This is a genomic window from Pseudomonas sp. BSw22131, from assembly GCF_026810445.1.
Taxonomy (GTDB): domain Bacteria; phylum Pseudomonadota; class Gammaproteobacteria; order Pseudomonadales; family Pseudomonadaceae; genus Aquipseudomonas; species Aquipseudomonas huanghezhanensis.
Genome location: NZ_CP113949.1, coordinates 2,352,166 through 2,376,683 on the forward strand (window position 1 = coordinate 2,352,166; position 24,518 = coordinate 2,376,683).

Below are 24,518 nucleotides of genomic sequence, written 5' to 3' on the forward strand. Positions count from 1 at the left end.
GCGGTCGACACAGATTTTGTAACGATATGTGTAAACATGGCTTCTGGCAATCAGAAGCCATGCATCCCTTCGGCTTTTGCGGTCGCGAGCGGCGACTCGCAGCAATATTTGTTTATGTCATTAGTCGACCCGTTCCGCTTTTAACTCGCTTGAAATATTTCGGCCTGACCGCTGTTGTCAGCCGGGGTGCTACGTCCACTCGCGAGTTCAACCACAATGAATGTGAAATTCGATGTAATCGATACGTTTTCCCGCCGCCCTACGTTATTGCCGCTGGCGTTGGCTGCGTTACAGGCCGCGCTCAAAGCTCAGTATCCAGACCTTGAAATCAACCCGGCGATCGCGGTGATCACCCGCGTCTCGTTATCCGGCAAGCCGAAATCTGAAACGTTGCTGGACTGCCTGCGTCAGGGTGTCGCGACTGGCAAAACGCTACAGTGGCGCCCAGAAAAAAATACGCTGATCGCTGAACCGGCAGCGCTACTGCCGGTAACGATGGACGTGGATGTCGAGCAACTGGCGGTGCTTGTCGACAGCGTTTCACTGGACCTGCTCGCAGGCTTCATGCACGCCTTGGTGGCGTTTTGGGATACTCCTGACGAAACTGGCTCAAGCCCTTTGCAGTCGCTGGTCGCGGCACTGAAGCAGCTAGGTCCGCGACCCAGCGACAGCAGTGCCATCGAGGGCACCGCCCAAAGCAGCCGTGTGCTTGTCATTGAGGCGGCGACTGATGCGGATTTCGAACGCCAGGCGCTGGACAGCCTTGAGGCGCAGCTGTTGTCGATCCGGGGCGTTCTTTCGTTGGGGTTGGGGGATTTCGACGAGATCGAGCGCTGTCTCGCACACATCACTGACATCAGCCCTTTGTTGCGCGACAAGGCCTCTGAGAACGTGCACCCGGCGATCTCACGGCTGGATCAACTCCCTGACTGGCTACGCGCGGCCAGCGTAGTTGACCGCCTTGCTTACAGCCGCCAGTTATCGGCATTGGCGGTGGTCGGTGCACGCGCTGAAGGAAAATCCTGGGATGACGATCTGCCACCGATCCTTGAGTACGCACGACGGGTCATGCAGGACTCGATGCGGGCTGACCACCTGGAGGCGACCGGCGTAACGCTGGATGATGTGACCGTCCAGCTGGCCAAGGTCGTGGCCGCAGCCATACCGTCAGCAGGGCAGATTGTCAGTGTGGGCAGCGTGGAAAATATCCGGATGAGCGTCGCAGTCTTCGCGCTGGAGAATCTTTCCAGTCTCCCTGATGGCACCGTTACGTTGTCGACCAAGGACGGCGGCCCCTTACCTTCATGGTTAACGCCCGATTATCTGAAACAGCTGGTCACGCGTGTCGATATCGGTCGGACTTACCCCGCACTGGTACGCCACTATCTGATTACGGATCAAGCGCAAGCAGCCCGCCGTGAAGTGCTTTTTGCCGATCAACTGCGGGTTCAACTGCCGCTCAAGGCGCTGGAACAGAAAATCCGCGGCGAAGGCAATATGTCTGACGCCGGTTATCGGCGGATACGCTCACTGTTGCAGCCGTCGGACGACACCGCGACAGGCGTACTGCGTCCGTTGGCGTTTATCGCTCAGCCAGGCGCGCCTGCTGATCAGGTCAGCAATATGTTCGTAATAACTGATGCTGACCCCGCCGTTGGGCCGTGGGTGTTGTATCGCCCGTTTGCGCGGGTGCCGCTGACCGAGTTCGTCAGCGGGGCGGCGTTGCGTGATGCCATAGCGCAGACCGGTGAGTTGCAAGAACAGACATTGGCGTGGATGAGCGAGCACGCATGGCAGCGATACGCCAACGGCGGTTTTGATCAGCCGCATGTGGTGCGTTTCGGCGAGGGATCGGAATTCGCGCCGCTGGAAACACCCGCACCGGCGCAGCTGGATACGACGGCTGTCAACGGTGACGTGTTTGCAGCGTTATTCAAGGCTAATGCACTGGCGCTGGCTGATCTGGCTGAGGTTGAGTCGGTCTCCAATGCAGAGAGCCGCTGGGCGCTGATCAAGCGCGGCGGCTGGCTGGCACTGGATGCGGTGATGCCGTTTCTCTCCGGCTCGGTCGGCTCTGCACTCTGGCTGGTGCAACTGATGATCAGCGTCGATCACGTGTTGGCGGCGGAGAGTCGCAAGGCAAAGCAGGAAGGTGTCGAGGCCTGGAATACCTTGCTATTGACAATCTCGATGATTCTTTTGCACCAAGGCTTTAGCCCTCGCATTGAGTTCTCGCGGCGCCAGCCATTGCTGGAGAGTAAGGCCCTTGCGCGTGTCTTTCCTTCAGAACCCCCTTTGGAGTCGGGCGGGGGTTTACCGGCCAACGCAGGAGGGCTTCTCGATTACTCATGGTCCAGCTCGCGCCATCGACTGACTGTTTCACAGGCCAGCGCTCTTGAGCGTCTGAAAGTCACGCCTGAGCCCGCGTTAGGGGCAGAGTCTGTCGAGCCGGCCACGCAAGGGCTGTATCTCCACGACCAGCAATGGTTTGTGCGCCTGGAGAGCGGGGTTTACCGGGTCGTTTCTACCGAGGCCGGCGTCTCGATTGTTGACGGGCGCGATCCGTCGATCACGGGGCCTTCGCTGCGGCGCATCAATCAGGCATGGACCCTCGACCTGACGCTACGATTGCGCGGCGGCGCACCCAAACGTAATGCCCGGCAGCTCGCGCTGGAAAACGCAGCGACGCTCAAGCGCGTTATCCATGCCAAAGCGTTACTCGATCAGCGTCGAGATGTGCTTTACCAGAAATTTGCCGAGTGGGGCTCGGCGGTTCGCGAAAAGCCGGAGGATCTGTCGTCTGAACACATGACCCGTATCGAGGCTGAGTTAACTGAGCTGAGCGGCCTCCTCGAGCAGAAGAAACAACTTGATCTGGCACTGCGTCCGGCTGACCGCACGGCGGATAAAAGCGTTGCGAAGGATCTTCGGGGCGTTTGTCGCCGCATTGCCTTTTTCGAGGGGGGGCTGCTGATGGAGGTGCGGACGCAGGCACGTAACCGGATGGCCGGATTGCAGGCTGTTTCCCGGGGCAACGTGACCGTGGGCAATGTCAAAGCTTACTTGAAATTGTTCGAGGACTTGTTGGTCTTGCAAAACCGCGGTGTTCATTGGTCGCGAGTCAGAGAAGCCTTGTGGCTGGAGCTGCGCGCGGTGCCCAAGGTTGGCGAGGAAAGCTGGCGTGCAGAAGTCGTGCTAGTGCAGCAAGACAATTTCTTCAGCCATCTGGAATGGAGGATCAGACGTCTGTGGTCGCATCTGGAGTTGAGCTTCAGCGAGCACGAAATTCTGTCGGGCAACAGTGCGCGCGAACTCAAGCAGTTGCGTAACGATGATCGGATGCACGGGGCATTCAGTTCGCACGCCGCTCTGGAAAACCCCAATGACTTCACGCTTTCCGAACAAATTGGTGTTCTGGAAAGCTCGCTCCGTGAATATCAGCGAGGTGCATTGATTGCCACATGCGCGCAAGAAAGTGCGCCGGAGGTCGTCATCTATGATCAATTCAAGCTTTTTATCGAAGACCTGTCCTGGATTTCGGAACGCGCAGAAAAGCGCCTGTCTGACCTGATCCGGGAGAATGCAGAGCCGCCGGAGCAGCCGTCCGAATATGCTCCGAAGATCAAGCAGCTTCGTAAACGGGTGTTCAAGACCCGCTTCCAGCGCATGCTCATTGGCAGCCTCAGGGATGGCGAGTCCGAATTGCCGGGCGCTGTCGTTGATGTAACGGAAGGCATGGGTGAGGCGGTCGTCAGTACCTACCATTTGCACGAGAACGGCGAGTGGGTGGAGGTTGAGGTTGTGCCCCCTTCGCGTCCTGTGCCGCGTGTCGGCACGAGTACGCTCGCAGAGCTCAAGCGTCAGGCCGGCGTCTTGCTGGGTCGGGTCGAGACCGAGATTGGCAACGCACGTCGCCAGTCCAAACGCGTCAACGAACCTGAAGACATGCAGGACATTCTGGTGCAAAGGGCTGACAAACTGAGTGCGCTCGCCGATAAACTCGCTTCTAAGAGTGGGGATGACGGTCCGGCTGGCGGGGCTGCCAGCGATGTACAGGGGCTGGTCGCATCGCTGCGAAGTGGCGCTGATCGCCTGGTCGAGGAAGGGCGTGCGATCCGCATCGCGATGATCAAGGCGCAACCGCCCACCGCTGCACGCCTGAGTTACATGGCAAAAGAGCGTGAAGTTGACATCGCCCGTTTCGATGCGCGCAAAAATATGTCGGGCGCCCGACGCGATGACTTTCTTCAGGAGTACGTGATCCGTGACAAGCAGCAGCGGGTGTTGTGGTGGGCCCACTTTCATTACGCGAGTGAAGCAGCGGCGGCAGACGCTTTTACCGCCGCACACCTGAAATTGCCGGAGCAACGATTTATCGGTTACAAGGCGCTGATCAAGTCTGCGAAAGACAATCAGTCGGTGGTAGCCGTCTACCGCAGCGTTATCAGCAAGGAGGTTGCCCGTCGCTTGTTTCCGGGAGTGACTGTTGAACAACCGTCGACCAGCGATTGACGGCGTTGGACACGACGGTGTTTACGCCGGTCAACCGCTGAAAAAAAACTCACTGGCTTACTCGGTTCATGACCGGTTTCATTTAAGCAGTGCTTCTCGCAGCTTGTCCGACAGCCCGTCGGGTGCGAGCCAGATGGCGAGATACACTTTCGCCAGTTCCGCGTCGGGGCTGGCGAAAATGACCTTGGTATTGCGCGTCAGGGTCAGCCCGTCCGTTTTGTCCCAGCTCAGTTCATAGCGATCGCCGGTGCGGATATTTTGAAAGCTTTTATGCAGCCGGTCGATCTCAGGCCGCAGTCGCGCCAGCGTTTCTTTGGTCTGCTGGCGCTCCAGCGTCGCATTGGCTGCCTTGATCACGTCTTCGCGGTCAATGTCGCGAAAGTAGTAAAGCTCAAGGCGCTGCGGGGTCTGGCCGGTCACCGCCTGTTGAGCGCCTGTCGAAGACTCGGCGTAGAACGCCGCCGCATAAACGTTCGCCCACATGTAGGTCAGAATCGCCTGATTTTTGCGTTCCAGAACAGGCGATTGGCCCTGTAGTTTTGCCGGGAAATCCGCCTGTTTCAGCAGGTCCGCATCAGAAGCCAACGCTAGGGGAGACGCCAGCATTCCCAGTAACATCCATCCCGCCAACATTTTTCTCATCACACATGCCCTCTCAAGAATCTGTTCATAAGGTTATGTCACTCACTGTTCAGACTTTATAGGTGATTGGCCCGGCGAGGTATTTATCGCCCCGAACTGTGGAGTCGTAGTGCTGTTTTGTTAGCCAACGAACGCTGTTGTGCAGACAATATTGGCCTACGACGCGACCAAGGGTTAATGTTCGCGGCGGCGCTGGACGTATAGACTGCGCCGCGAGATTTAATTCTTCCCGCCGCCTGCTGCGGCGCGAGTTAGCCAGAGACGCCAGAGTGGCGCCTCGGCCCGTTCTAAGGAGTACGCATGGCTGTCTACAACTACGACGTAGTGGTACTGGGTTCCGGTCCTGCTGGAGAAGGTGCGGCAATGAATGCCGCCAAGGCTGGGCGCAAGGTCGCCATGGTCGACAGCCGTCGCCAGGTGGGCGGCAACTGCACCCATTTGGGCACCATTCCGTCCAAAGCGTTGCGTCACTCGGTCAAGCAGATCATTCAGTTCAACACCAACCCCATGTTCCGGGTGATTGGCGAGCCGCGCTGGTTTTCGTTTCCGGACGTGTTGAAAAACGCTGAAATCGTCATCAGCAAACAAGTGGCTTCGCGTACCGGGTACTACGCACGCAATCGTGTCGACGTGTTTTTCGGCACCGGCAGCTTTGCCGATGAGCGCACCATCGACGTGGTATGTCCGACCGGTATCGTCGAAAAGCTCGTCGCCAACCAGATCATCATCGCCACCGGCTCCCGCCCTTATCGTCCGGCCGATATCGATTTTTCCCACAAGCGTATTTACGACAGCGACACGATCCTTAGCATCAGCCACACCCCGCGCAAACTGATCATTTACGGGGCGGGGGTGATCGGCTGCGAATACGCATCGATTTTCAGTGGCCTGGGCGTGATGGTCGAGCTGGTTGATAACCGTGACCAGTTGCTGAGTTTCCTGGATTCGGAAATCGCTCAGGCGCTGAGTTACCACTTCAGCAACAACAACGTCATGGTCCGGCACAACGAAGAGTACGAACGCGTTGAAGGCCTTGATAATGGCGTGATCCTGCACCTCAAGTCCGGCAAGAAAATCAAGGCCGACGCCTTGCTCTGGTGCAACGGCCGCACCGGCAATACCGACAAGCTGGGCCTGGAGAACATCGGTCTCAAGGCCAACGGTCGCGGACAGATCGAGGTAGATGAAAGCTACCGCACTGCGGTTCCGACCATCTTTGGTGCCGGCGACGTGATTGGCTGGCCGAGTCTGGCTAGCGCTGCGTATGACCAGGGTCGCTCGGCGGCAGGTGTTGCGGTTGATAATGGCAGCTGGCGTTTCGTGAACGACGTGCCCACCGGCATTTACACCATCCCGGAAATCAGCTCGATCGGTCAGAACGAGCATGATCTGACTCAGGCCAAAGTCCCGTACGAAGTCGGCAAGGCGTTTTTCAAGGGCATGGCCCGGGCGCAGATTTCCGGCGAGCGGGTGGGCATGCTGAAAATCCTGTTCCACCGCGAAACCCTGCAGGTGCTAGGCGTCCATTGCTTCGGCGACCAGGCTTCAGAGATCGTTCACATCGGCCAGGCGATCATGAACCAGCCAGGTGAAGCGAACACGCTGAAGTACTTCGTCAACACCACGTTCAACTACCCGACCATGGCCGAGGCCTATCGGGTAGCTGCGTATGACGGCCTTAACCGGCTTTTTTAAGCGGCTCCGGCCGGTGGCCTGAGCCGGCCGGGGAGACCGATTTCAGTAATTCCCGAGGGTGGCGCTGGCCAAACCGGGAAAGTCTGTAATCAGGCTGTCAACGCCGAAATCAGCGAGCCTGCGCATCAGTGCAGGCTCGTTGACGGTCCAGACGGACACATGCAAACCTTGCTCCTGCGCCTTCTTCAAGCGCTCCGGCGTGCACAGCGTCCAGTTCAGCGCCAAAAACTCACAGCCATATCCTTGCGCCACTTTCAGCGGGTCGAGCCACGCATATTCGGCGACCAGTCCGCGTGAAATATCGGGGGTCAGCTCCAGGGCTGCGCGCAACACTTCGCGAGAGCTGGAGGTGATCGTCACCTTGTCCAGCAAACCATGACGCTGCGCCATTTCGCGAATGGCCAGTACGGTTGTAGCGGCGCGGGTGCGTGAGGCGCTTTTGACTTCAAGCTGCCAGTGCTCGAACGCGCACTTCTCAAACAGTTCTTCCAGTCGCGGAATCGGGCAGGGATTGACCCAGCCAGGGCCGCCCTTGCGCGCGTCATACGTCACAAGGTCTGCCGCAGCATGTTCGACGACTTTGCCGCGTCGGTCAGTGGTGCGTTTGAGGGTGGGGTCGTGGATGACCATCAGTTCGCCGTCGCGAGACAGATGCAGATCCAGTTCGCAGCGTTTCACCCCATGTTTCAGGCATTCCTGAAAGCTCGCGAGGGTGTTTTCCGGTGCTTCGCCTTTGGCGCCGCGGTGGCCATAGATCAGGGTCACGATTACTCCTTGGGAACGGTGCGCGCCAATGTGCCGCTTTGAGTTGAACTAAACGTAGATCTTTTCTAGTCGATTGAAGGGGGGCTCTGTTCACGGGCGAGCCGCCGTTGCTGGGCTTGTCGTTGCAGAATGTGTCTGGCCAGCAGTTGGCGTTGTGCGTCCGGCAGGTCGATGAACTCGGTGCCGACTTCAAAATCGCCGATGGTCTGCGCATCGCAATGCGTCACTTTGGCCCGCAGCATCAGCCCGGACGCTTGCGGCATCAGCACCATTTTGATCGACAGCACTGCACCGGCAGGGAAGGGCTGAGGCGACTCGAACTGCAAGCCTCCTTCGGACATGATCACCTTCTGCGGCTTGCCCAGCTTGCCCAACGCGGTTTGCGCCACGACCTGGCCGAGCAGGTCGATGCGCTTGCTGAGCGCTTTGAGAAAGCTGTTGAGGGTACGGTCGCGTTCGTCCAGCTGGCGCAGTAAATGTTGTGACTCAAATTCACTGACGTGCAGTTCACTCAGCAAATCGAACAGTGCCGACGTGCCCCGATGGGCATGCTCGTCGATTGCGCCTGGACCTGACAGCAGGTTAATTTCCAGTGCGACGCTGTCCTCGATACGGTAGTATTCGCGGCGTTCTTCTTCATCTAATGTCGACATGGCGAACCCATGGTAGCGGCGGTTGTCTGACTGAAGCCTGGCGTTCAGCCCGGTGTGATTCGAGTGTAAGGCTGCTTGTCGAAGCCCGCCACAAGGACGTTCCCCAATCCTGCGAACAAGTCCCTAAATGTTCAGACCTCTTTTTGTATTCATCGGCACGCGTTATACGCGTGCAAAACGCCGCAATCATTTCGTCTCCTTCATTTCCCTGACTTCGATGATCGGTCTCGCCCTGGGCGTCGTCGTGATGATAGTCGTGTTATCGGTGATGAACGGCTTCGACCATGAGATGCGTACCCGCGTGCTGGGCATGGTGCCCCATGCCACCATCGAGTCCGGCGAACCCATTTCGGATTGGCAGAGCCTGGCCGCCAAGGTCAAGCAGAACCCGCAGGTGGAGGCCGTCGCGCCGTTCACGCAGATGCAGGGTTTGCTGACCAACAATGGCAACGTCCAGAAGATCCTGCTCAATGCCATTGATCCGCAGCAGGAACGCAAGGTTTCCATCATCGATAACTTCATGAAGCAAGGTCGTCTCGACGATCTGGTTGCGGGCGGTTTCGGTGTGGTGATCGGCGATAAGGCGGCGACCAAACTGGGCGTTGGGCTCGGTGACAAAGTGACCTTCGTCGCCCCGGAAGTCACCGTCACGCCAGCGGGCATGTTCCCACGCATGAAGCGCTTCACCGTCGTCGGCATTTTCCATGTGGGCGCGGGTGAACTGGACGGCTATCTGGGCGTGACCAATCTTCAGGATCTGGCGCGTCTGCATCGCTGGAAACCCGATCAGGTACAAGGCCTGCGGCTGAAGTTCACCGACCTGTTCAAAGCACCGCGCACGGCTTATGACATCGCCCAGAACCTCGGCGAGCATCAGTATTTCTCCCGTGACTGGACTCGTACCCACGGCAATCTGTACCAAGCCATCGGCATGGAGAAGTCCATCATTGGCCTGTTGTTGCTGCTGATCGTTGCGGTGGCTGCGTTCAACATCATTTCAACGCTTGTGATGGTGGTGAACGACAAGCGCGGTGACATCGCTATCCTGCGAACGCTGGGTGCCACGCCGGGCCAGATCATGGCGATCTTCATGGTGCAGGGCACAGTCATCGGCGTCGTGGGTACGGCCATTGGCGCAGCCGTCGGGATATTCGCAGCGCTCAATGTCAGCGCGGCCATCTCGCTGCTCGAACGCCTGATCGGTCATAAGTTTCTCAACGCAGATGTCTATTTCATTGACTATCTGCCGTCGCAATTGATGGGCGAAGACGTGTTGCTCGTCTGCGGCGCGGCATTGATCCTGAGTTTCCTCGCCACCCTGTATCCCGCCTGGCGTGCTGCGCGCACCCAGCCGGCGGAGGCGCTACGTTATGAGTGAGTCGGGCATGAGTGATAAAGCAGTATTGAGTTGCCGCAACCTTGGCAAATCCTACGAGGAAGGCCCGGAGTCGGTGACCGTGTTGTCGGGCTTGCAGCTTGAATTGCACCCCGGCGAGCGCGTGGCCATCGTCGGCAGTTCGGGCTCGGGCAAAAGTACCTTGCTGAACCTGCTTGGCGGTCTCGACACACCGTCGCAGGGCAGTGTCTGGCTTGCCGGAGAAGAGCTTTCGGCGCTGAACGAAAAAGCCCGTGGTCTGCTGCGTAACCGGGCGCTTGGCTTCGTCTACCAGTTTCACCATCTGCTACCGGAATTCACCGCGCTCGAGAACGTCTGCATGCCGCTGCTGATCGGCAAGACCGCTATCCCGGAAGCCCGCAAGCGCGCCACTGCGCTGCTGGAGCGGGTAGGACTGGGACACCGCCTTGCGCACAAGCCATCTGAACTGTCTGGCGGCGAGCGTCAGCGTGTGGCCATTGCCCGCGCGCTGGTGAATCAGCCGGGGCTGGTGATGCTCGATGAGCCAACCGGCAACCTCGACTCGCACACCGCGCAGGGTATTCAGGACTTGATGCTCGAGCTGAGCACTTCCTCGCGCACGGCGTTTCTGGTGGTCACGCATGACCTTGCGCTGGCCAGGCAGATGGACCGCGTATTGAGCCTGCAAGAAGGTCGTCTGGTCGCGATCTGATGGCGTCAACCGATGCCGGTCAGACCGGCATCGCGGTTTTTATTTTTAGTTGCTTTCAGTCACGGTGCTCCACGAATGTTCAGACCGTTATCGATCTTTATCGGCACCCGCTACACCCGGGCCAAGCGCCGCAACCATTTCATTTCGTTCATTTCCATGACCTCGATGATTGGCCTGGCGCTGGGCGTTCTGGCGATGATTGTGGTGTTGTCCGTGATGAACGGCTTTCAGAAGGAAATGAGCTCACGCATCCTCGGCATGGTCCCGCACGCAGTGATCTCCGGTGTGGCTCCGCTCGATGACTGGAAACCGGCTGCCGAGGCGGCCCTGAAGAATCCGGAAGTGACCGCCGCCGTGCCGTTTACCGAGATGGACGGCATGCTGTCCTACAAGGGCGCGATGCAGCCGATCCAGATCAGCGGCGTAGATCCGGCGCTTGAATCTCAGGTTTCAATCGTCACCCAGCATATCGTCCAGGGCCGGATGCAGGACCTGAAGCCTGGTGATTTTGGGGTTGTCATTGGCGAGATCACGGCGCGCCGCTTCCGCCTTAATGTGGGCGACAAGCTCACGTTGATCGTGCCCGAGATCAGTTCCGCACCGGGCGGCATCACGCCGCGTCTGCAACGCCTGACCGTGGTGGGTGTGTTCAAAGTGGGTGCCGAGCTCGATGGCTCGATGGCGCTGGTGAACGTGGCGGATGCCGCGGCTATCAAGCACTGGCAGCCTGGTCAGGTGCAGGGCGTTCGCCTGGCGCTCAAGGATCTCTATGCAGCGCCGCAGGTATCGACGGCTATCGTGGCGGGGCTTGGTGCCGGCTACAAGGCCGACGACTGGACGCATACCCAAGGCAGCCTGTTCAGCGCCATGAAAATGGAAAAAACCATGATCGGCTTGCTGCTGCTGATGATCGTTGCAGTGGCAGCGTTCAACATCATCGCAACCCTGATCATGGTGGTGAACGACAAGGGGGCGGACATCGCGATCCTGCGTACCCTTGGCGCGACGCCGGGGCAGATCATGACTATTTTCGTGGTGCAGGGCACTGTAATCGGCGTGGTGGGGACGGTGATCGGCGGCGTGTTGGGCGTCATTGCGGCGATCAACGTCAGCGCGATGGTGGGCTGGATAGAGCGCGTTACCGGGCAGCATATCTTTACTTCGGACGTGTACTTCATCAGCAACCTGCCTTCGCAGTTGCAAGGGTCAGACGTAGCGCTGATCTGCTCGGCCGGGTTCGTGCTGAGCTTTCTGGCAACCATCTACCCTGCCTGGCGCGCGGCTCAGATTCAGCCGGCGCATGCATTGCGCTATGAGTGACCTGCGTTAGTCGGCCACACCGACTTGCCGAGCGTGAAGTTACGCCGGCAAGTGGATCACGAATCGCGTGACGCCTTTGCGAGACTCACAGGCAATCGTCCCGCCGTGGGCCTGAATGATCGACTGAGTAATCGCTAGTCCAAGACCGGCATGCTCGGTGCGACCCTCGTGCCGCGCCGGGTCCGCACGGTAAAAGCGATCAAACAGACGCGGCAGGACGTCTTCCGGAATGGTCTGACCGTTGTTTTCAATTGCCATTCGCACACTCCCTTTGAGCGCCTCTATGCGCACTCGTACCTGCCCGTCGCCGTCAGTGAAGCGCAGCGCGTTATCCAGCAGGTTGGATAAAGCACGCCGCAGCATGTGGCGATCTCCGCTGACCGTCGCTTGCCCCTCGCGTGACAAGTGCACCTGAGCATCGTCCGCCAGCGGCAGGAAATACTCGAGCAGCGCGTCGGCTTCCTCCTCCAGTTGCAAACGCTCCCGGTGCGGGCTCAACAAACCGTGCTCGGCCTTGGCCAGAAACAGCATGTCGTTGACCATTTGCGCCATCCATTGCAGCTCTTCGAGATTGCCGAGTAGCGCCTCCCGGTAGTCCTCGACGCCGCGCGGCCGCGTCAGGATGACTTGCGTGTGCGTCAGCAGGTTCGATAGCGGCGTGCGCAGCTCATGGGCAATGTCGGCCGAGAACGCCGAGAGACGTTGAAACGCATCCTCCAGACGATCGAACATCGCATTGAACGCCTGGGTCAGATCGGCCAATTCGCGTGGCATGTCGCCCTCTGGCAAGCGAGTGGTCAGGGAGCTGGCGGAAACACTCGCTGCGACTTCACTCATCTGCCGCAGTGGGCGCAAACCGCTACGCGCAGCCCAGGCGCCAAGTAATGCCGTTGCGAGCGCTGACAATCCCACTGTCAGCCAGATCAGGCGCTGCATCCGTTGCAGAAAATGTTGGTGGTGAGTGATGTCCAGCAACAGCGTCAATTGTGGTGATTTTGTGCTTTCAGGCTGTAAAGCGACGGTGTAAGTGCGGTAGGCGATTTGATCGGTATTGAGTGTATGCAGGCCCTCCGGAAGGGGGGCGCTGGCGGTTATCGGAGACAGTCCGTCGAGCCAAAGCGTGCTGTCTGGGCCGCGGATCTGCAAAGTCAGATCAGGTTGATGTGCAAGTGCGGCCTGTAACGCCGGGCGTGTTTCCTGTAGCTGGCTTAGGGTGTATACGCCGCGCAGCACATCGCGCAAGGTGGGCAACTTGCTTTCCAGCAATTGCCGGTCCAGTGCCAGAAAGTGGGTTTCGCTGGCCCGGTTGAACAGCACCCCTGCGCTCAGCGATACCACCGCCGTGCAGCCCGCGAACAGCAGCGCCAGACGAGTGCCCAGAGACATTCTGTTGAACCTCACAGCGGACGCTCTTCGAGCACGTAACCCATGCCGCGTACGGTGTGGATCAGTTTGTGGGGGAAGTCGTCATCGACTTTCAGGCGCAAACGGCGGATGGCCACTTCGATGACGTTGGTGTCGCTGTCAAAGTTCATGTCCCAGACCTGCGAAGCGATCAGGGATTTGGGCAACACCTCGCCCTGACGGCGCAGCATCAGCTCCAGCAAGGCAAATTCTTTGGCGGTGAGGTCGATGCGCTGACCGCTGCGTTCGACGCGGCGGCGCAGCAGATCCAGGCGCAGATCCGCCAGCTGCAGCCGGGTTTCCTGGGGGGCGGTATTGCCTCGACGCAGCAAGCTGCGCACGCGGGCCAGCAGCTCTGAAAACGCGAACGGTTTGACCAGATAGTCGTCAGCGCCCAGTTCGAGACCGCGAACCCTGTCTTCGACGGCATCGCGCGCGGTGAGAAACAGCACCGGCGTTTCCAGTCCGGCCCCGCGCACCGCCTGGAGAATCTGCCAGCCATCGCGCCCCGGAAGCATCACATCAACGATCAACAGCGCGTAATCGCCGCTCAGCGCCAGTTGTTGGCCCGTTGTGCCGTCTGCCACCAGCTCTGTGTTGAAGCCTGCTTCGGCCAGGCCCTGGCGAAGGTAATGGCCGGTCTTGGGTTGGTCTTCGATGATCAGTAATTTCATGGCGTGCTCGTTGAACGCAATCGGGCGCAGCGCCGCTTTATAGCGCGACTGACGCGTTTGAGCAGCAACCTTACAAACTTGTAATGTTCCCGTCAGCTAACTGGCAGTGCCGGGACCTTAATGTGCAGCGATTAAGTGTCGTCGACTGGAGAAGTGTTATGTCTGCTCATCTGAAACTATTAGCGGGGTTGATCGCGTTGGGGTTGAGTGCCTCCGTGATGGCTGCACCGGAGGGTCACGTCGATATGGGGCACGCCTCGACCGCTGCTCGGGCCATCCGTACTGTCGAGATGACGCTCGGTGATATGTATTTCGAGCCCAAATCGCTTCAGGTGAAAGCCGGCGAAACCGTACGTTTTGTGCTGGTCAACAAAGGTCAATTGCTGCATGAGTTCAACCTGGGGGATGCGTCGATGCACGCCGAGCATCAGCAGGAAATGCTCAAGATGCAACAAAGCGGCATGCTGACGCCCACCGGCATGAATCATCAAAGCGCGGACCACGGCAATCTGGAGGGGATGGCCATGAAACACGACGATCCCAACAGCGTGCTGGTGGAGCCCGGTAAAACCGCAGAGCTGACGTGGACATTCGCCAAAGCGGGCAATCTGGAATTCGCCTGCAATATCCCGGGGCACTACCAGGCGGGGATGGTCGGCAAGCTGGCGATAACTCCGTAACGCACGAACACGGGGCTGAAAGCCTGGGCCAAACCCTATAAACTCGACGGCCTTGGTTTTCATCTCCGCCTTCAGATTTCAGGTCTCCTCATGCATCCCGCAGCCGAACACTCGCCGCTGGGCAAGTCCAGTGAATACATCGCCACTTACACGCCGTCCTTGCTGTTCCCGATCCCTCGCGCCGCCAAATGGGCGGAGCTGGGGCTGACAGCCGAGACGCTGCCGTATAAGGGCGTGGATTTCTGGAATTGCTACGAACTGTCGTGGTTGCTCCCGTCCGGTAAGCCGGTGGTCGCCATCGGTGAGTTCGCCATCCCCGCAGACTCACCCAACATCATTGAGTCCAAGTCTTTCAAGCTTTACCTCAACTCGTTGAACCAGACGCGGTTTGCCGAACGCAGCGAACTGATTGCGACCCTGGAAAGGGATCTGTCTGCCGCCGCCGGCAAACCAGTCGGCGTGAGGATTCGCAGCCTGAAAGAGATCGAGAGCGAGGGCATCGTCGCGGTGGCGGGGGAGTGCATCGATGATCTGGACATCAGCATCAACAGTTACGACCGTCCGCAGCCAGAGTTGCTGCGGTGTGATGAGTCCCGCACAGTCGAAGAATCCCTGCACAGTCATTTGCTCAAATCCAACTGCCCGGTGACCAGTCAGCCTGACTGGGGCAGCGTTGCCGTCAGTTATCGTGGCGCGGCGCTGGAACATGCGAGCTTTTTGGCCTACATCGTCAGCTTCCGTCAGCATTCGGATTTTCACGAACAATGCGTAGAGCGGATCTTCATGGACCTGCAGCAATTGTTGAAGCCGGAGAGATTGACCGTGTCCGCGCGTTACGTGCGACGCGGCGGGCTGGACATCAACCCGTACCGCAGCACTGAAACGCTGACGTTTGAAAACGGGCGGCTGGCGCGGCAGTAGACGTCAGTGTTCTGCCGGGGCCAGCTGGCTGGACGTTTTGCGGGTTGAATCAACCTTGCCGCCTGGCGAACGAATTCGCTCCTACAGAAGATAAAACGCGCCAGTCGTTGATGTGCGCATTGCAGGATGCCCATATCCGTATGAGCCAACTCGTTGGCGAGCCTTTCAGGCGGTGGGGATTGGGTAAAGCTTCAGATGCCGATGTTGCCCAGGGTCTGGACAATATTGCGCAAGGTGCCGGCAATACCGGGATGCTCCAGCTCAAAGCGTTCCACTGCCAGGTTCACGCCGTCTGAGAGGCTGCTGTCTTGAGTTTTGGTTTCCAGTTCGATCTGCGACTGAATCTGCGCCATCAGGTCGTGCAGGTTGTCGCGCTCTGCCTCAGTCATAGGCGGATTCTGATCAAGTTGCTCGCGCAAGGTGTTGAGTTGTTCTTGCAGTTCGCGGGCGGGCATAGGGTGCTCCCTTTATGGATAGTCTCAGCATGGACCTCGACGCCTTGGCAAAGGTCCGTATGGCATCAAGACTAATCCACTCAGCGCCAACCTGCATGATGTCGATCAAGGCCATTTACGGTTTTTCGGATTTCAGTCGGCGAAGCGCAATGTCAGCCAGGCATGATTCGAGTTCGCCGAGGTGATCGATTACGGAATGCGCGCCCAACTCGTAAAGCTTCAGCGTTGCTTTGGTGCGCAGTTGCTCGCGCTCTTTGTCGGTAAATGCCTGCCACTGCGCAGGAGAGGCGCCGCAGAGGGGTCCACTGGAGGCGATCCCGACTGTCCATAATCCGGCGTTTAGCCCGGACTTGAGCAAGCGTGGATCTCCGCTGACCAGTACGCATCCATCGAGCTGCGCCACGTTCAGACTCATCAGCGCGTCCCAGCAGGCGTGTGGCGCAGGCCAGCTGTTGTGCATGCCGGAGGTGGCGTGAACCCATCCTTGCAGCGGCTCGGCAAGCGTCCGGGTAATCGCAGCGGGCAGTTCATCGATCCATGCGCAGGGCACATTTTGCTTTTTCAAGGATTTGAGGACGGCGAGTGCGCCCTGCGTGGCAATCGCGCACTCGGCCGTGCGTGCTGCCAGTTCGGCTGAAATCATTTGTTTCGATTCTTTTACGTTCAGTGCCTTTGCCTGTGCACCGAAGTCAACAAGACAGCCGCTCAGACCAAAGAGCACAGCGGTAAAAGAGGGTTCGGGTACGGCGACGGGGGCGAGCATGGGTTTCCCTCTCAAATAGAGGTGAAACTAAGGCTTTCAGATGACAGTCCGATGACGGCTGCGTGACCGTGGGCGCCGCTGTGCAAGGTGCCGGGTAAAACCTTAGGTGTTGGCGACGTAAATCATCGCGGAACGCTTTATACTCGCCACTTTGGTTTGGGGGCGTAGCGCCCGCTTCATAACTTTGACTAGGAGTGTCAGCTATGCCCGTAACCGGTGCAGGCTTTTTGGATCGTCTGGCTAAGCTTTGTTTTTGTGCCGGTGTTGCACTGGTCCCGATGGCCGCTCATGCCGCTGAAGAAGACCCGTGGGAAGGCGTCAACCGTGCCATCTTCCGCTTCAACGACACCCTCGACACGTATGCACTGAAGCCGATTGCCCAGGGTTACGAGTTCATCACGCCGCAGTTTCTGGAAGACGGCATTCACAATATGTTCAAGAACGTCGGCGACGTGACCAACCTCGCCAACGACGTTATGCAGGCCAAGCCGGCAGCCGCAGGCGTCGACACTGCCCGTATCATCTTCAACACCACCTTCGGTCTTGCAGGATTCTTCGATGTTGGCACCAAGATGGGCCTGCAGCGTAATGACGAAGACTTCGGTCAGACCCTTGGCTATTGGGGTCTACCCAGCGGCCCGTTCGTGATGCTGCCCTTCTTCGGTCCAAGTACCGTGCGTGATGCCTTCGCCAAATATCCCGACACCTACACCTCGCCGTATCGCTACATCGACCACGTGCCGACCCGCAATACCTTGCTGGGCGTGAACGTTGTGGACACTCGTGCGAGCCTGTTGTCGGCAGAGAAGCTGATCAATGGCGACAAGTACATCTTCATCCGCAACGCTTACTTGCAGAACCGCGAGTTCAAGGTGAAGGATGGCAAGGTTGTCGACGATTTCTGATTGATCGACTTCGATTGACAGATGCAAAAAAGGCGACTCATCGGGTCGCCTTTTTCATGCCTGTCATTTGCGAAATCTGTGAACCAGTTCCGCCCGGTCTTCAATTCATCTTTAGAATCGTCAGCCCCAGTTTCTGTCCGCCCTCTTCCAGGTCAGCGAGCCAAACCACCTCGGTGTCGGCTTCCAGCCCCTTGAGCGCGGCGTGCTCCGATTCGATGCGCACGCTGATTTGATCGCCGACCTTGAATGCGCGCTGGGCCTCTATCTGCATGCCTGAGCTGGATAAATCCACGCAAACGGCGGGTATGATCTGGCCTGCGTAAAGCAGACTTACATCAGCATCGACTCGCATTCGGATGTAGTCACGTTTCTCGTCGTAGTCACGATCATTCTGGCCCATGGGATATCCTTCGTTTTCGTTGCTGAATTAACCGTTCTTATAACTCTCGGCGATTTACGATGTAAAGACGCAAACCGACCGTTGGAGCACGCTTGAAACGCCCGGCGGATGGGAGTACCGTCTGCGCCTTGAAGGGCACCTCTGTAATGCGCTGCGCGCGACCAAAAATCCGCGCGCTTGGGTCAGAGAGGCTAGAAGCGAATCCAGTACGCGGTCAGACACCAAACGACCGTCTACGCCAACCTAATCTGGCGCCGTTTGCCCACATGCAAAAAACCAGTGCCACGCTGCTGATAATCGATGACGACGAAGTAGTGCGCGCGAGTCTCGCGGCCTATTTGGAAGACAGTGGATTCAGCGTCCTGCAGGCCAGCAATGGCCAACAGGGTCTGCAGACCTTCGAGCAAAACACGCCTGATCTGGTGATCTGCGACCTGCGCATGCCCCAGGTGGGTGGCCTTGAGCTGATCCGTCAGGTGACCAGTATCGCCCCGGAAACACCGGTGATAGTGGTATCGGGTGCCGGCGTGATGAGCGATGCCGTCGAAGCATTGCGTCTTGGCGCTGCCGACTACCTGATCAAGCCTCTCGAAGACCTCGCCGTACTGGAGCACTCTGTGCGCCGGGCACTGGACCGCGCTCGTCTGTTGCAGGAAAACGAGCTTTATCGGCAAAAGCTGGAAACGGCCAACCGCGAGCTTGAAGCCAGCCTTCACCTGCTACAGGAAGATCAGGACGCGGGTCGACAGGTTCAGATGAACATGTTGCCCACCAATCCGTGGGCCATAGACGACTTTGAGTTTGAACACGAGATAATCCCGTCGCTGTATCTGTCGGGTGATTTCGTCGATTACTTTCGTGTCGACGAACGCCGGGTGGCGTTTTATCTGGCCGACGTCTCAGGCCACGGTGCTTCCTCAGCGTTTATCACTGTGTTGTTGAAGTTCATGACTACGCGGCTGCTGTTCGAGTCCAGGCGTGGCGGCACGTTACCGGAGTTCAAGCCTTCTGATGTCCTTGGCCATATCAATCGCGGATTGATCAGCTGCAAGCTGGGCAAGCACGTGACGATGGTCGGCGGGGTTATCGACGAAGACACCGGGCAACTTACCTACAGCGTGGGCGGCCATTTGCCGCTGCCCGTGCTGTACACGCCCACCGAGACCCGTTATCTGGATGGTCGCGGTTTGCCCGTCGGGATTTTCAATGAAGCGACCTACACCGATCATGTGCTTGACCTGCCTGAGTCCTTTAGTCTGACGCTCTTGTCTGATGGGATTCTGGACCTTCTGCCAGGTGATACACTCAAAGAGAAAGAGGCCGCATTGCCAGAACTGGTGAAAGCGGCAGGCGGGAGCCTGGATGGCTTGCGCCGCAAGTTTGGATTGGCCACACTCGGGGAGATGCCGGATGATATCGCCTTGTTAGTGTTGAGCAGGAACCTTTAATGAGTACCGGTAGAATCCAGTTTGCCGAGCAAGACGGCACGTTCGTCCTCAAATTCGTGGGTGAAGTGCGTTTGACGCTATGTTCGGCCTTGGATGCGACAATCGAGCGTATCTTCACGGCGTTGAATTTTTCGACGGTGGTGATAGACCTCACTGAAACCCGCAGCATTGACAGCACTACGCTTGGTTTATTGGCGAAGCTGTCCATTTTGTCGCGTCAAAAAGTCGGGCTTTTGCCGACGGTGGTGACGACCCACGAGGACATCACCCGTCTGCTCCAGTCGATGGGCTTCGATCAGGTCTTCAATATCGTAGACCGGCCTATGACGCGGCCTGAATGCCTCACGGACTTACCCTCGCAGGATCAATGCGAAGAGGTGGTGAAGGCGAAAGTGTTGGAGGCGCACAAGATCCTCATGGGCCTGAACGATTCCAATCGCGAAGCGTTCCACGACCTGGTGAACGCGCTCGAGCGTCACTGATCCATCTGGCGCTATCTGCGCATCCCGTCTTCGTAAATACTCCGTTTTATAAATCGTATAAATCGTGAGTATGAAAAAGGGCGACATCCTTGAGGATGTCGCCCTTTTTTGCGTTTCCGGGTGATTACTTCTTGGCTGACAGCAATGCCTCGAGTTTTTCCTGGTCACGGGCGAACTGACGAATGCCTTCTGCCAGTTTTTCGGTGGCCATTGCATCCTCGTTCGAGGCCCAGCGGAACTGGCTCTCGTTCAGGGTCTGACGCGCTTCGCCACCTTTGCCTGGAGCCAGTTTGCGCTCAAGGGTGCCATTGTCTTCAGCGAGCTTTTGCAGCAAGTCAGGGCTGATGGTCAGGCGGTCGCAGCCGGCGAGTTCTTCGATCTGGCTGAGGTTGCGGAAGCTGGCGCCCATGACCACGGTTTTGTAGTCATTGGCCTTGTAGTAGTTGTAGATACGGCTGACGGACTTGACGCCCGGGTCTTCGGCACCAACGTAATCCTTGCCTTCTGCCTTTTTGTACCAGTCGTAGATACGGCCTACGAACGGCGAAATCAGGAACACGCCAGCGTCTGCACACGCTTGAGCCTGTGCGAAGGAGAACAGCAGCGTCAGGTTGCACTGAATGCCTTTCTTCTCCAGCACTTCCGCGGCCTTGATGCCTTCCCATGTCGAAGCCAGTTTGATCAGGATGCGCTCGCGGCCGATGCCGAACTCTTCGTACAGGCCGACGATGCGCTCTGCACGCGCGATACAGGCATGGGTGTCGAACGAGATGCGCGCGTCGACTTCAGTCGATACGCGACCGGGTACCACTTTGAGAATCTCCCGGCCAATGGCGACGGCGAAGCGGTCGCTTGCCAGGTCGATGTCGCCGTTACTGCCGCTGAAGGCTTCCTTCAGGCGGTCGGCGTTGCTGTCGCTCGAAGCAGCTTTGAGCAGCAGGGAAGGGTTGGTGGTGGCATCGACCGGCTTGAGTTTCTCGATGGCTGCGAAGTCGCCGGTATCGGCAACGACGGTAGTGATTTGTTTGAGTTGTTCCAGCTTGGAAGTCATGAGCGTGCTCTGTCCTGTGGGTTTGATGACATTACCCGAGCGCTGCCGGTCACTCAAGGGCGTAGACCTAACGTACGCAGCTGATTTCATGGCGCGCGTTTGCGCAAACGTGCGGCCTGCGTATCAGCCACGGATACCGCCGGTAAGGCGTTTTTCAGTCGCTTGCCCGGCGGAGTCGTTATCGATGCCCGAGACGGCGAATGCTCGATTCAGATTGAGTTTGAGCGCAGTGGAGGCTGCTTGTTCCCCGCAGATTTTATCGGCACGTCAATGACCGGCGCAGCATGCGACTCAAGTGCCGTGCCGGTATCCGTTTAACTCAGGCAGACGTTTTTATATGGCCAATAACCGAGCCGGCTTCAAAATACGCACCGGCCTGTTCAGTGATCTGCACCCTGCCGTCACAGGGAGCGGCAATCGACGTTTCCATCTTCATCGCTTCTACAACCGCAATCACCTGGCCTGCAGTTACCGACTCGCCGTCTTCGACCACCCAGGTGTGGAGATTCCCCGCCACTGACGTGATGACTGCACTTGGATCAGCTACTTCGGTTGCAGCTAGTTTTTCCGTGGCTGTGCTTTCTTCCTTCATGCTGAAGCCGCGCAAGAGCGTGGCGGGCAGGCCCAGGTCGTGGCGCTTGCCGTCGATCTCGATGAACGTGCGCAGCACCTCAGGGTCGGCCGATGCGGCGCTGCGCGGGACGATAGTGATCTGCTCGGCGAAATCAGTCTCGATCCAGCGCGTGTGGACGGCGAAGCGATCAGCACCGGTGAAGTCTGCATGGTCCATCACGGCCCGGTGAAAAGGCAGCACCGAGGCGATTCCCTCGATGTTGAACTCAGCAAGGGCGCGGCGGGCACGTGCAATGGCCTGCTCACGGGTCGCACCGCTGACGATCAGTTTGGCCATCATCGAGTCGAAGGTGCTGGGCACTTGTGAGCCGCTGACCACGCCGCTGTCCAGGCGTACGCCCGGCCCCGAGGGCGGGTGGAAAACGGTGATGTGTCCGGGTGTGGGCAGGAATCCTTTGCCTGCGTCTTCTGCGTTGATACGAAACTCGAAACTATGCCCGCGCGGGATTGGCGTTTCGCTGAACGACAATGGCAGACCGTCGGCGATGCGCAGTTGCTCGATCACCAGATCGATGCCGGTGGTTTCTTCTGTCACCGGGTGTTCGACCTGCAAGCGCGTATTGACCTCAAGAAACGACAGTGTGCCATCCTGACTCAGCAGGAACTCCACGGTGCCCGCGCCCACATAATTGGCCTTGGCGCAAATATCGTGGGCGGCCTGGTGGATGCGTTGGCGCTGTTGGTCGTTGATGAACGGCGCGGGTGCTTCCTCCACCAGCTTCTGGTTGCGACGCTGCAGCGAGCAATCACGGGTACCGACCACAACAACCTTGCCGTGCTTGTCGGCCATTATCTGCGCTTCGATGTGACGAGGGCGATCGAGGAACTGCTCGACGAAACATTCCCCACGGCCGAAGGCCGCTTCTGCTTCGCGCACGGCTGAGGCGAACAATTCCGCCACCTCATCCAGCCGCCACGCGACTTTCATGCCCCGTCCACCGCCACCGAAGGCCGCCTTGATGGCAATCGGCAGGCCATGCTGTTCGGCAAAGGCCAGCACTTGGGCTGCGTTTTCAACCGGGCCGGGAGTGCCGGCCACCAGCGGTGCACCGACCAACTGGGCCAGCTTGCGCGCCTCGACTTTGTCGCCCAGCACGTCAATGGTCTCGGGGTTGGGGCCGACCCAGATAAAACCGGCGTCGATTACCGCGCGAGCGAAGTCGGCGCGCTCAGACAAAAAGCCATAGCCCGGATGCACGGCGTCGGCACCGCTGCGTTTGGCGATGGCGAGCAGTTTTTCGATATTCAGGTAGGTCTCTGCCGGGCGTTGGCCGTCGAGAGAAAAAGCTTCGTCGGCTACCTGCACATGCAGCGCGTCGATGTCGGCGTCGGCATAGACGGCGACAGACTGAACACCGTAGTCGCGGCAGGCGCGAGCGATGCGTACGGCGATTTCACCACGGTTGGCGATCAATAATTTTTTCATGGCGTGTTTTTCGCATCGGCAGTTGAAAAAGAGGCCTCTGTGCTGGGTTGAATCTCGTTGAAGCCGTCCAGAGGGTTGAAGCGAATCTGTGCGTTGACGGGGATCTGCCCCGCCAGGTCAAGGTGGTAGCTAGCCACTGCGGCAATCACCGGATAGCCGCCGGTCAATGGGTGATCGGCCAGGAACAGCACGGGTTGGCCACTGGCCGGTACCTGAATGGCGCCAACGGAGGTGCCTTCGCTGGGCAACTCCTGGTGATTGCGGCGTGTCAGGGGCGTTTCTCCGGCCAGGCGAATGCCGACCCGGTTGGACTGCGAGGTAACGCGCCACAGCTGACTGCTCAGAAGTTTGATGGCGTCTTCGTCGAACCAGTCTGTGCGCGGGCCCATGACCACATCGAGGGTGACGACATTGGCCGCCGTCGGTGGCTCAAAGGCCGGCGCCTCGCTCAGCGACACGCTGGTGCCGGTTGTGGGTGTGGTGAAACCCAGTCGGTCGCCTGCAACGAGTGCCGGTGGGCCGACGTTAGCGAGGGTGTCAGTGGACAAACTGCCAAGTACGGGTGCCACCTCAAAGCCGCCGCGAATGGCCAGGTAGCTGCGTAGCCCCGCGCGCGGTGAGCCCAGGCTGACGCGGTCTCCGTCCTCCAGATCAATGGGCTGATAGTTGCTGGCCTGCCACTGCAGGCCACTGGCGCTGGTGATGGTGACCGGGGTCTGAGCACCTGTGATTGCGATCACTGCACGGCCGTGGCACACGAAACTCAGGCCGCCCAGTACCGATTCCACACAGGCGGTGTCCGAGCGATTACCCACCGCACGGTTGGCCGCACGCAGGGCGCCCAGGTCCAGCGCGCCGGAGCAGGAGACGCCTTGACCTGTCTGACCCGGGCGTCCCCTGTCCTGTAGCACGCTGTGCAACCCGGGGCTGATGATTTCCAGGCAATCAGCGATTGGGGCGGGGGCGCGTGCCGGCGCAACCGGAGCGGGGAGGCCGCTGGCCGGTAGCGGCCCGGCATCGGTAAAACGCACCTTGTATCCAGGTCGAAGCAGTGCCGGTTCGGTTCGATTCAGGTCCCACATCTGCAACGGGGTCACGCCGATTATCTGCCATCCACCGGGGCTGGCCTGCGGATAGACACCGCTGAAATCAGCCGCCAGTGCCACGGCACCCGCCGGTATGCGAGTGCGTGGGGTCTGCCGGCGGGGCACCTGGAAGCCTGCGCCGCCGGTGAGATAGGCGAAGCCCGGCGCGAAGCCACAAAAAGCCACGCTGTAATCATGGGCGGTGTGGCGGTGGATCACTTCGTTGCGGCTGATGCCCAGCAGCGTGGCGACTTCGTCGAGGTCTTCGCCGTTGTAGTGCACGGGGATTTCTACCCGGCGCTGCTCAGCCTCGCGACGCTGGCTCACGTCTGCGCCAGCGATACGGTCGACCAGCGACTGACGATCAATGGCGCTGGGGCGGAACTGGATCAGCAATGTCCGAGCGGCAGGCACGATTTCCTCCACGCCTTCGATAGGTTCCGCTGTCAGGGCGTCGAACAATGCCAGGGTCTCGTCGAGGTCGTTCAATTCGACGAGCACGGTGTCCAGGTTGACCGGTAAAAAGCGCACTGGA

20 protein-coding genes and 2 pseudogenes are annotated in these 24,518 nt (G+C 58.9%); 10 read left to right on the forward strand and 12 right to left on the reverse strand.

All coding sequences use genetic code 11. The features are described 5' to 3' along the window. Positions 1-216: 216 nt before the first annotated feature. The gene (locus OYW20_RS10575; protein WP_268800631.1) at positions 217-4,512 is read left to right on the forward strand and encodes a dermonecrotic toxin domain-containing protein; all 4,296 of its coding nucleotides are present in this window, start codon (positions 217-219) and stop codon (positions 4,510-4,512) included. 78 nt (positions 4,513-4,590) lie between these two features. Here OYW20_RS10575 and OYW20_RS10580 read toward each other — a convergent pair whose 3' ends face one another. Continuing rightward, positions 4,591-5,118, reverse strand: coding sequence for a chalcone isomerase family protein (locus tag OYW20_RS10580; protein WP_408005486.1), 528 nt, complete (start codon positions 5,116-5,118; stop codon positions 4,591-4,593). Between the two features lie 336 nt (positions 5,119-5,454). Here OYW20_RS10580 and sthA point away from each other — a divergent pair, with 336 nt between their 5' ends. Continuing rightward, positions 5,455-6,849, forward strand: coding sequence for a Si-specific NAD(P)(+) transhydrogenase (gene sthA, locus OYW20_RS10585; protein ID WP_268800633.1), 1,395 nt, complete (start codon positions 5,455-5,457; stop codon positions 6,847-6,849). Positions 6,850-6,891: 42 nt separating this feature from the next. Here the strand turns inward: sthA and OYW20_RS10590 are convergent, their stop codons facing one another. Both OYW20_RS10590 and OYW20_RS10595 read right to left on the reverse strand, forming a co-directional pair. Next, the gene (locus OYW20_RS10590; protein WP_268800634.1) at positions 6,892-7,614 is read right to left on the reverse strand and encodes a glycerophosphodiester phosphodiesterase; all 723 of its coding nucleotides are present in this window, start codon (positions 7,612-7,614) and stop codon (positions 6,892-6,894) included. A gap of 65 nt (positions 7,615-7,679) precedes the next feature. Next, positions 7,680-8,267 carry a PilZ domain-containing protein gene (locus tag OYW20_RS10595; RefSeq protein ID WP_268800635.1) on the reverse strand — a complete coding sequence of 196 codons (588 nt, stop codon included), beginning with the start codon at positions 8,265-8,267 and terminating at the stop codon, positions 7,680-7,682. 127 nt (positions 8,268-8,394) lie between these two features. Here OYW20_RS10595 and OYW20_RS10600 point away from each other — a divergent pair, with 127 nt between their 5' ends. From OYW20_RS10600 to OYW20_RS10610, 3 genes are all read left to right on the forward strand, one after another. Beyond that, on the forward strand, positions 8,395-9,645 hold the full coding sequence (locus tag OYW20_RS10600) for a lipoprotein-releasing ABC transporter permease subunit (protein WP_268800636.1): 1,251 nt from the start codon (positions 8,395-8,397) through the stop codon (positions 9,643-9,645). Positions 9,646-9,652: 7 nt separating this feature from the next. Then, positions 9,653-10,336, forward strand: a complete 684-nt coding sequence (lolD, locus tag OYW20_RS10605; protein WP_268800637.1) for a lipoprotein-releasing ABC transporter ATP-binding protein LolD — start codon at positions 9,653-9,655, stop codon at positions 10,334-10,336. A gap of 75 nt (positions 10,337-10,411) precedes the next feature. Continuing rightward, entirely contained in the window at positions 10,412-11,656 is a 1,245-nt protein-coding gene (locus OYW20_RS10610; protein ID WP_268800638.1) for a lipoprotein-releasing ABC transporter permease subunit, read from the forward strand. 39 nt (positions 11,657-11,695) lie between these two features. Here the strand turns inward: OYW20_RS10610 and OYW20_RS10615 are convergent, their stop codons facing one another. Then, on the reverse strand, positions 11,696-13,042 hold the full coding sequence (locus OYW20_RS10615; protein ID WP_268800639.1) for a heavy metal sensor histidine kinase: 1,347 nt from the start codon (positions 13,040-13,042) through the stop codon (positions 11,696-11,698). Positions 13,043-13,053: 11 nt separating this feature from the next. Continuing rightward, complete coding sequence (locus OYW20_RS10620; protein WP_268800640.1) at positions 13,054-13,734, reverse strand: heavy metal response regulator transcription factor; 681 nt, start codon at positions 13,732-13,734, stop codon at positions 13,054-13,056. Between the two features lie 158 nt (positions 13,735-13,892). On the opposite strand from OYW20_RS10620, the gene copI reads away from it, so the two are divergent. Continuing rightward, positions 13,893-14,414, forward strand: a complete 522-nt coding sequence (gene copI, locus OYW20_RS10625; protein ID WP_268800641.1) for a copper-resistant cuproprotein CopI — start codon at positions 13,893-13,895, stop codon at positions 14,412-14,414. Between the two features lie 90 nt (positions 14,415-14,504). Next, positions 14,505-15,335, forward strand: coding sequence for an NADPH-dependent 7-cyano-7-deazaguanine reductase QueF (queF, locus tag OYW20_RS10630; protein WP_268800642.1), 831 nt, complete (start codon positions 14,505-14,507; stop codon positions 15,333-15,335). Positions 15,336-15,526: 191 nt separating this feature from the next. Here the strand turns inward: queF and OYW20_RS10635 are convergent, their stop codons facing one another. The 3 genes and pseudogenes from OYW20_RS10635 to OYW20_RS26200 form a co-directional block, all read right to left on the reverse strand. Then, entirely contained in the window at positions 15,527-15,790 is a 264-nt protein-coding gene (locus tag OYW20_RS10635) for a DUF4404 family protein (protein ID WP_268800643.1), read from the reverse strand. A gap of 115 nt (positions 15,791-15,905) precedes the next feature. Beyond that, a pseudogene (locus OYW20_RS26195) lies at positions 15,906-16,238 on the reverse strand (HAD family phosphatase); the annotation flags it as partial. Between the two features lie 221 nt (positions 16,239-16,459). Further along, positions 16,460-16,553: pseudogene (locus OYW20_RS26200) on the reverse strand (HAD family phosphatase); the annotation flags it as partial. 203 nt (positions 16,554-16,756) lie between these two features. Here OYW20_RS26200 and OYW20_RS10645 point away from each other — a divergent pair. Further along, on the forward strand, positions 16,757-17,458 hold the full coding sequence (locus OYW20_RS10645) for an MlaA family lipoprotein (protein ID WP_268800645.1): 702 nt from the start codon (positions 16,757-16,759) through the stop codon (positions 17,456-17,458). Between the two features lie 100 nt (positions 17,459-17,558). Here the strand turns inward: OYW20_RS10645 and OYW20_RS10650 are convergent, their stop codons facing one another. After that, positions 17,559-17,858, reverse strand: a complete 300-nt coding sequence (locus tag OYW20_RS10650) for a PilZ domain-containing protein (RefSeq protein ID WP_268800646.1) — start codon at positions 17,856-17,858, stop codon at positions 17,559-17,561. 266 nt (positions 17,859-18,124) lie between these two features. On the opposite strand from OYW20_RS10650, the gene rssB reads away from it, so the two are divergent. Then, the gene (rssB, locus tag OYW20_RS10655) at positions 18,125-19,306 is read left to right on the forward strand and encodes a two-component system response regulator RssB (protein ID WP_268800647.1); all 1,182 of its coding nucleotides are present in this window, start codon (positions 18,125-18,127) and stop codon (positions 19,304-19,306) included. Further along, positions 19,306-19,788, forward strand: coding sequence for an anti-sigma factor antagonist RssC (gene rssC / locus OYW20_RS10660; RefSeq protein WP_268800648.1), 483 nt, complete (start codon positions 19,306-19,308; stop codon positions 19,786-19,788). The genes rssB and rssC overlap by 1 nt, the downstream gene beginning before the upstream one ends. A 124-nt stretch (positions 19,789-19,912) precedes the next feature. Here the strand turns inward: rssC and tal are convergent, their stop codons facing one another. The 3 genes from tal to OYW20_RS10675 form a co-directional block, all read right to left on the reverse strand. After that, positions 19,913-20,839 (reverse strand): transaldolase, encoded by a 927-nt coding sequence (gene tal, locus OYW20_RS10665; protein WP_268800649.1) that lies wholly within the window; start codon positions 20,837-20,839, stop codon positions 19,913-19,915. Positions 20,840-21,158: 319 nt separating this feature from the next. Beyond that, entirely contained in the window at positions 21,159-22,898 is a 1,740-nt protein-coding gene (locus tag OYW20_RS10670; protein WP_268800650.1) for an acetyl/propionyl/methylcrotonyl-CoA carboxylase subunit alpha, read from the reverse strand. Continuing rightward, on the reverse strand, positions 22,895-24,514 hold the full coding sequence (locus OYW20_RS10675; protein ID WP_268800651.1) for a 5-oxoprolinase subunit B/C family protein: 1,620 nt from the start codon (positions 24,512-24,514) through the stop codon (positions 22,895-22,897). The genes OYW20_RS10670 and OYW20_RS10675 overlap by 4 nt, the downstream gene beginning before the upstream one ends. Positions 24,515-24,518: the final 4 nt, after the last annotated feature.

What these genes read in the sequence shown, in the direction of transcription:
- sthA (WP_268800633.1), top strand. Translation starts at nt 5,455, where the DNA reads ATGGCTGTCTACAACTACGACGTAGTGGTACTGGGTTCCGGTCCTGCT.
- OYW20_RS10645 (WP_268800645.1), top strand. Translation starts at nt 16,757, where the DNA reads ATGCCCGTAACCGGTGCAGGCTTTTTGGATCGTCTGGCTAAGCTTTGT.
- queF (WP_268800642.1), top strand. Translation starts at nt 14,505, where the DNA reads ATGCATCCCGCAGCCGAACACTCGCCGCTGGGCAAGTCCAGTGAATAC.
- OYW20_RS10670 (WP_268800650.1), bottom strand. Translation starts at nt 22,898, where the DNA reads ATGAAAAAATTATTGATCGCCAACCGTGGTGAAATCGCCGTACGCATC.
- OYW20_RS10650 (WP_268800646.1), bottom strand. Translation starts at nt 17,858, where the DNA reads ATGGGCCAGAATGATCGTGACTACGACGAGAAACGTGACTACATCCGA.
- rssC (WP_268800648.1), top strand. Translation starts at nt 19,306, where the DNA reads ATGAGTACCGGTAGAATCCAGTTTGCCGAGCAAGACGGCACGTTCGTC.
- OYW20_RS10595 (WP_268800635.1), bottom strand. Translation starts at nt 8,267, where the DNA reads ATGTCGACATTAGATGAAGAAGAACGCCGCGAATACTACCGTATCGAG.
- OYW20_RS10635 (WP_268800643.1), bottom strand. Translation starts at nt 15,790, where the DNA reads ATGCCCGCCCGCGAACTGCAAGAACAACTCAACACCTTGCGCGAGCAA.
- OYW20_RS10600 (WP_268800636.1), top strand. Translation starts at nt 8,395, where the DNA reads ATGTTCAGACCTCTTTTTGTATTCATCGGCACGCGTTATACGCGTGCA.
- OYW20_RS10575 (WP_268800631.1), top strand. Translation starts at nt 217, where the DNA reads ATGAATGTGAAATTCGATGTAATCGATACGTTTTCCCGCCGCCCTACG.
- tal (WP_268800649.1), bottom strand. Translation starts at nt 20,839, where the DNA reads ATGACTTCCAAGCTGGAACAACTCAAACAAATCACTACCGTCGTTGCC.
- copI (WP_268800641.1), top strand. Translation starts at nt 13,893, where the DNA reads ATGTCTGCTCATCTGAAACTATTAGCGGGGTTGATCGCGTTGGGGTTG.
- lolD (WP_268800637.1), top strand. Translation starts at nt 9,653, where the DNA reads ATGAGTGATAAAGCAGTATTGAGTTGCCGCAACCTTGGCAAATCCTAC.
- rssB (WP_268800647.1), top strand. Translation starts at nt 18,125, where the DNA reads ATGCAAAAAACCAGTGCCACGCTGCTGATAATCGATGACGACGAAGTA.
- OYW20_RS10610 (WP_268800638.1), top strand. Translation starts at nt 10,412, where the DNA reads ATGTTCAGACCGTTATCGATCTTTATCGGCACCCGCTACACCCGGGCC.
- OYW20_RS10620 (WP_268800640.1), bottom strand. Translation starts at nt 13,734, where the DNA reads ATGAAATTACTGATCATCGAAGACCAACCCAAGACCGGCCATTACCTT.
- OYW20_RS10580 (WP_408005486.1), bottom strand. Translation starts at nt 5,118, where the DNA reads ATGCTGGCGTCTCCCCTAGCGTTGGCTTCTGATGCGGACCTGCTGAAA.
- OYW20_RS10615 (WP_268800639.1), bottom strand. Translation starts at nt 13,042, where the DNA reads ATGTCTCTGGGCACTCGTCTGGCGCTGCTGTTCGCGGGCTGCACGGCG.